Genomic DNA, 6406 nt, shown 5'->3' on the forward strand with positions numbered 1-6406 from the left:
ACAAGACCACGCTGATGATCGGCTTCAACCGCCGCTTCGACCCGAATTTCGCGGCTCTCCAGAAGCGCCTGCGCGACGGGGCGGTCGGCAATGTCGAACTTGCCACCATCATCAGCCGCGACCCCGCTCCGCCGCCTGCGAGCTATGTGAAAAGCTCCGGCGGCATCTTCCGCGACATGATGATCCACGATCTCGATCTTGCGCGCTTCCTGGTGGGTGAGGAGTTCGTGGTGGTGAATGCGCTGGGCTCCGCCCTCGTCGACAAGGCGATCGGCGATGAAGGCGACTGCGACACGGCGGCGGTGCAGATGCAGACGGCATCGGGCAAGATCTGCGTCATCACCAACTCGCGCCGCGCCAGCTATGGCTATGATCAGCGGATCGAGGTGCACGGCTCAAAAGGCATGCTGCGCGCCGGCAATGTCCACAACACAACTGTTGAAGTGGCGACCGCCGATGGCTTCCACGCCGACCCCATCCTGCACTTCTTCACCGAGCGCTACGGCCAGGCCTATTCCAACGAAGTGCTGAGCTTCATCGATGCGGTGACAACCGGAAAACCTGCCTCGCCCTCAGGCCATGACGGCCTGCAGGCCCAGAAACTGGCTGAGGCGGCAACGGAATCCTGGAAGACGGGCAAGCCGGTTATGGTTCGCTGAAAAGGAAATTGAGTCCTGCAGGCCAGCAAGAGAGTGGAGTTTTACATGGGTAACTGGGTTGAAGTGTGTGGTGTCGATGACATCCCACAGGAAGACGTGAAGCGATTCGATCATGATGGCCGGACCTTTGCAGTCTATCGGTCTCCCGATGATCAGTACTATGCCACCGATGGGCTCTGCACCCACGAGAGAATCCACCTTGCTGACGGACTGGTGATGGACAACATCATCGAATGCCCGAAGCACAATGGCCGCTTCGATTACCGCACGGGCGAGGCCAAAGGTGCGCCCGTTTGCGTAAATCTTAAAACCTATGCGGTTCGTGTCGAGAGTGGAAAGATTCTCCTCAACATTAGCTGAGCCGTCAATGTGCATTGCAGGGGGCGATGCGGCTCGCAGCGGTCTGCCGCTACTGACCGGTGGAGAGTCAATATCTCGAGACCTGATAAGGCCACCCTATCGGAAATGGCTGCATCGCTCTCGCTATCGTAAAGCCCTCTGGCTGCTGCCCCGCCAATATCGCCTCCACCATCTCTGGCGCCAGCAGCGTCATGCGCAGCACCCGGCTAGGATCATCCTCAAGGAATTGATTTGGCGCGAGTTCTTTTCGACCAGGTGACTCGACCTCGTCGGAACGCGCGCTAACACAAGATGGGCTGATGTTCGCGGCTTCGGCGATCTCCCCGATAGTGGCGCAGTCGGCGATTTCCAGTAGCCTTCGCCAGCTGAAGCCTCGAGCGAGAGCCTTGAGCAGGGCGCTGTCGACCCGCGCCCTCGGTGCCGGTACAGCCGCTACTCCCTCCGGCGTGATGATGAGCTTGCGCCCGCCGCGCTTACGGATAGAGAATGGCACAGTGACGGTGACGGTCAGCTCGGTCATGCCGCCGTCCTTCGGCCCTTGCCTGCAATCATGCCGACTTCCGTCACTATCTGTGCCGATGCCCACGCGTTCGATCAGCAACTGGATGATGCGGGCCTGCTCGGCGGGAAAGAGTTCTCCCCAGAGCGGCTCAAGCGTTTCAAGCGCCTTGCGCACCTAACTTCGGTTAGGCCGTCGCATTCCTGCTGCGCCGCGCGCCACGGGAAATCATCCTGTGCCGTGCTTCAGGACCGTCTGGCTGACGTCGTAGCGGTGGAGCCCATCGCCCTTGCGCCTATGCGTGGGCGAGAAGGCTGCTCCTTCAGGGCCGAAGAGCAGGCCTTTCAACTGGGCAGGGGTCTTGGCGCGCTTGTTGCTGGCCCGGAGGCGGGGCTTTTTCTGGAGGATCGACTGAACCTGCTCCCACGTCCGTTGGTCAATCAGGCGCTGGTGGACCCTCATGCGGATGAGGCAGGCCGTGAGCGTACGGCCGATTTCGGCGAGGCGTTCGGCAGGGGACACACGGTTGGGGTTGAGGGGGGTTGTTCATGCCGCTATCGTAGAAGCCGCTGCCGCCGGTCTTTCTAACAGGCTAGCCCGTTCCCCTTCCGGCTAAATGTGTCTACCTTACTAACCCCGACGATAATGTCTGGGAGATCTACGCCTTGTACCCCGAGTGGCCGAAGCACGACTTCGATAGCTCCGCTGCTTATGCCGAACAATAATTACAAACGCGAGGAGAGAGGAAAACCATAACATACTCGCACATTTCCCGGCGCAAATTTCTGGCAGGGAGCGCCGCAATCGCCGGCGCCCTTGGCGGCGGCATTGAGCTGGTGATGCCAGATCCGGCGCGTGCCGAGAACGCCAAGGTCATCATCTAGCTCGACTGGCTTATCTCCAATGGCCAGATTGGCGACGTGATGGCAGCACTACAGGGCTTCTTCAAGGAGGCTGGGCTCGATGTTGAGTTCAATCCCGGTGGACCTAACTCGTCGACTGTTCCACCGGTGGTCTCCGGCGAGGCTACACTCGGGCAGTTCTCGGAAACAACGCAGCTTGTTGCAGCACGGGTGTCCGGCGTTCCGGTCAAAATCCTCGCCTGCGGCTTCAGAACTGGGCCCTACGCGCTTGCCTCGCTTCCCAAGGCGCCGGTCAAGAGTGCTGCCGACATGATCGGCAAGAAGATCGGTATCCAGCCGGCGGCACGCGTGGTGATCGATGCCATCATCGCCAAGAACAATCTGGATGTCTCGAAGATCACCATCGTCAATGTCGGTTATGACAAGGCACCGCTGGCCCGCGGCGAAGTTGATGCGATAGGTGGCTGGATCACCAATACGCAGTCCTTATCCATTCTTGGTTCTGATCGCATTGATTTGCTTGTGAGCGACATGGGCCTGCCATCCTATGCCAATGTTTATTTCGCCACGGACGATGCGATCGAGAAGAATGCCGAGACGCTTGCAAAGTTCATCGGCGCCGTATCCAAGGGCTGGGAGTGGACCAAGAACAACCCGCAAGATGCAGTCAAGAAATCGGTCGAGGCCTACCCCGACATGAGCCTCGAATGGGAGCTCAAGACCATCGACCTGGTCATGAAGCTGAGCTTCAACGCCGATACGGCCAAGGACGGATGGGGAACCTTCGATCCTGCCAAGATTGAGGAGCAGATCGCCATGTTCGATGCCTTGAAGCAATATGAACAGGGACGGCCGAAACTCGAGGATGTCTACACGCTCAAGATCCTCGACATGACCAAGGACGTCCGTCCAAAGATCTGACAGACCCATGCATCAGGACCGCCGCGGAATTGCCATCGAGGCAAGAGGCCTCACAGTGGGCTACTCAAGCCCATCGGGGAAATCTGTGGCGGTCCTCCAGGACTTCGACCTTGAAGTTCCAGAAGGCGAATTTCTTACAATCATCGGCCCGTCGGGCTGCGGCAAGTCGACGTTACAGAGGGCCGTGGCCGATCTCCTGCCACATCTCAAGGGCCGCCTTGCTGTGTTTGGCAGTTCGGCTACCGAGGCTAGGCGGCGGCGTGACGTATCCTTTGTATTCCAGGACTCAACTCTGCTGCCATCGCGGACGGTTCTACAAAACGTGCTGCTTCCCGATCACGTCGGGAGGCCGCCCTCCCGGCATGGTGGTCTCTCCGCCACAGATCTTCTTGACCTGATGGGCCTCAAGGGCATGGAGGGCCGCTACCCCGCCCAGCTCTCGGGTGGCCAGCGCCAGCGAGTCGCAATTGCACGTGCTCTGATTTCGCGTCCCCGCATCCTGTTGATGGACGAGCCCTCTGGGGCGCTTGATGAGATCACCAGGGACCGGTTGAACGATGAGTTGCTCAAACTCTGGCGGCAGACTGGAACGACAATCCTGTTCGTCACGCACTCCATCATGGAAGCCGCATATCTGGGCCAGCGAGTCATGGTATTGGCGGCCAACCCGGGACGCATACATGCAGTCCATGACATGAGAGGCCTGAAGGCGTCAGAAGGGAGCATGAGGCGCGAGCAGCCCGAGTTGGTTGAGGCGATGGCAGGGCTCCGGCGGGAATTGGAAAGATGCTGAGCGCGCCATGAAGCAGGAGATACCACAGCCTCTGAACGGCCTGCTTGCGGCGGGCGGAGCCCTGTCTATCATCATTGCCTGGCAGTTACTTCTGCCGCTTGCGGGTGTGCCGTCCTACATCCTGCCCACCCCCGCCGAGATCGCGCGCATCTTTTCCAAGGAAAGCACGCTGCTCTGGAACAACTTCTGGCCAACCGTCTACGAGGCCGTGATGGGCTTCCTGCTGGGCAACGGCGTGGCAGCTCTCATGGCTGTCGTCTTCGTCCTCAACCGCTACATTCAGGCGGCCTATTTTCCAGTCATACTATTCCTGAACACAATTCCGATCCTGGCACTCGCGCCCGTCATCGTGCTGATCTTCGGCCTTGGTGTCCTCCCGAAGATCATCATTCCGGCGGTGATCTGTTTCTTTCCGACCCCTGTCAACATGATAAGGGGTCTGGAATCTCCTGGTTCCAATGAACTGGAACTGTTCCGCGTGCTCTCTGCATCCCGGCTCGAAACCATGTGGAAACTCCGGTTGCCGCGGGCAATGCCGTTCCTTTTCGCATCGCTCCGGATATCATCCGCAACCGCTGTGATCGGCGCGGTGGTCGGCGAGTGGATCGGATCTGACAGGGGGCTCGGGGCCATGATCATCCAAGCCACTTTCAATTACCAGTCAGGCAGACTTCATGCCGCTATCACGCTATGTTCTTTCCTCGCCTTCGTGATGTTCCTCATCGTGGTTTCGGTGGAGAAGCTGGTTCTCAATTACGAGCGCCACTAGCACGCGTTCTCGCCCCGTGAGATGCATGCAAATGGATATCCGTCTTCTCATCCCGTTTAATCCGCTAACTCCGGGAGACTGGTCAGGCCGCAAGAACCATGTGCGTCAGGTCTAGATGCCGGTTCGCCTGCCGCAGGAGCAGAAGGCTACCATCAGAGGAAATAGCACCGCCATCTACATTCGCGGACATCTTGTTGCGGCAAATGGCTGGAAGATCCAAGGGAAGAAAGCTATCGTCGCTCCTGGCGGCTATCGCCTCTGTTGCTCTGGCTGCAGGCAATCGTCTCGACAACGAGTTCCTACACCAAATAAAAAAGGACTACGCTACATTGGCCAACCCAATATCATCGATGATGATGAATAGTCCAGGCTAGATATGTCAATTCTTGTCCCGCCAGCAACGTCTCGCCGCCTCAAGAGGTCACTCACAATCGGGATGGCGACTTACGATGACTACGATGGGGTCTATTTCACCATTCAGGCTCTGCGGATGTACCACCATGAAGTCATGGAGCACGTGGAACTGGTTGTGATTGACAATAACCCTGAGGGAGCCTGCGCCGCCTCCCTAAGGGCACTTGAGAATGATATTGAGAACTTCCGCTACATACCAAACGCGGAAGTGTCAGGAACTGCAGTTCGTGACAAACTCTTTGGCGAGGCTGCGGGAGAGTTCGTACTGTGCATGGACTGCCATGTCTTGCTTATTCCTAGTAGCCTCGCCCGGCTGCTAGCCTACTTCAATGAGAACCCTGAGACGCCTGACCTGATCCAAGGTCCTCTGCTTGCCGATGGGCTGAACAGGATCGCGACCCATTTCAAGCCACAGTGGTATTCAGGAATGTATGGCACTTGGGCCTATGATGAACGCGGGCGCAATCCTAATGGTGATCCTTTTGAAATTCCAATGCAAGGCCTAGGGCTTTTTGCCTGCCGAAAGTCGGCATGGCCAGGCTTTAATCCAGAATTCTGCGGGTTTGGCGGAGAGGAAGGCTATATTCATGAGAAGTTTCGGCAACGTGGCGCGCCAACACTCTGCCTCCCATTCTTGCGCTGGCTTCACCGCTTCAACCGTCCCTTGGGCGTGCCATACCGGAATACTTGGCGTGACCGCTTTCGCAATTACATTATAGGGTTTACCGAGCTTCAGTTACCTATGAATGACTTTCTTGCTCACATGACAGAGTTATTGGGGCAAGCGGAAGTGGAAAAACTTCTTGCCGAACTTGAGAAGGAACTCGGCTCCATCCCGGTTTTGACCGGGGGGCTCACCAAAAACGGTTAATTCGCAAGTCCCATCGCCTCTCTAGTCAAATATTCTGCTACGCGTCCTCAGATCACACTTCGAAACTAGCTCGATCTACTCACGAGATGTAAGTTCCTCAGTAGGTTGATGATCTATCGTTCCCAGACGCCGTGACTTGCCTTGGTCCCGAAGACGTACGCGCTAGGAGCCTGTCTGGATAATCTGATCTTTGTTGCATCTGTGCATTGGGTTTAGGGGGATGTTCTGGCTCATGTTGCGGCCTTGGCCAATTTGCA

The 6406-nt window shown here is 57.5% G+C and carries 8 protein-coding genes and 1 pseudogene; 7 read left to right on the forward strand and 2 right to left on the reverse strand.

Features of this window, described 5'->3' with window-relative positions; genetic code table 11:
* The coding region (locus ACILRA_RS18210; protein WP_395663483.1) for a Gfo/Idh/MocA family oxidoreductase at positions 1 to 659 on the forward strand (659 nt) is incomplete at its 5' end.
* A 45-nt stretch (positions 660 to 704) separates the two neighbouring features.
* The gene (locus tag ACILRA_RS18215) at positions 705 to 1019 is read left to right on the forward strand and encodes a MocE family 2Fe-2S type ferredoxin (protein WP_395663484.1); all 315 of its coding nucleotides are present in this window, start codon (positions 705 to 707) and stop codon (positions 1017 to 1019) included.
* A gap of 67 nt (positions 1020 to 1086) precedes the next feature.
* Here the strand turns inward: ACILRA_RS18215 and ACILRA_RS18220 are convergent, their stop codons facing one another.
* Positions 1087 to 1695, reverse strand: coding sequence for a hypothetical protein (locus ACILRA_RS18220; RefSeq protein WP_395663485.1), 609 nt, complete (start codon positions 1693 to 1695; stop codon positions 1087 to 1089).
* A gap of 51 nt (positions 1696 to 1746) precedes the next feature.
* Positions 1747 to 2040: a hypothetical protein gene (locus tag ACILRA_RS18225; protein WP_395663486.1), complete on the reverse strand. Its 294-nt coding sequence runs from the start codon at positions 2038 to 2040 to the stop codon at positions 1747 to 1749.
* A gap of 245 nt (positions 2041 to 2285) precedes the next feature.
* On the opposite strand from ACILRA_RS18225, the pseudogene ACILRA_RS18230 reads away from it, so the two are divergent.
* The 5 genes and pseudogenes from ACILRA_RS18230 to ACILRA_RS18250 all read left to right on the forward strand — a co-directional run bounded on the left by ACILRA_RS18230 (position 2286) and on the right by ACILRA_RS18250 (position 6149).
* Positions 2286 to 3302 (forward strand): annotated as a pseudogene (locus tag ACILRA_RS18230) (ABC transporter substrate-binding protein).
* A 7-nt stretch (positions 3303 to 3309) separates the two neighbouring features.
* Positions 3310 to 4095: an ABC transporter ATP-binding protein gene (locus ACILRA_RS18235; RefSeq protein WP_395663487.1), complete on the forward strand. Its 786-nt coding sequence runs from the start codon at positions 3310 to 3312 to the stop codon at positions 4093 to 4095.
* 7 nt (positions 4096 to 4102) lie between these two features.
* Positions 4103 to 4864 carry an ABC transporter permease gene (locus ACILRA_RS18240; protein ID WP_395663488.1) on the forward strand — a complete coding sequence of 254 codons (762 nt, stop codon included), beginning with the start codon at positions 4103 to 4105 and terminating at the stop codon, positions 4862 to 4864.
* A gap of 115 nt (positions 4865 to 4979) precedes the next feature.
* Positions 4980 to 5228, forward strand: a complete 249-nt coding sequence (locus ACILRA_RS18245) for a hypothetical protein (protein ID WP_395663489.1) — start codon at positions 4980 to 4982, stop codon at positions 5226 to 5228.
* Between the two features lie 72 nt (positions 5229 to 5300).
* On the forward strand, positions 5301 to 6149 hold the full coding sequence (locus ACILRA_RS18250; protein WP_395663490.1) for a glycosyltransferase: 849 nt from the start codon (positions 5301 to 5303) through the stop codon (positions 6147 to 6149).
* Positions 6150 to 6406: the final 257 nt, after the last annotated feature.

It is taken from the genome of Aestuariivirga sp. (genome assembly GCF_044239095.1).
GTDB lineage: Bacteria > Pseudomonadota > Alphaproteobacteria > Rhizobiales > Aestuariivirgaceae > Aestuariivirga.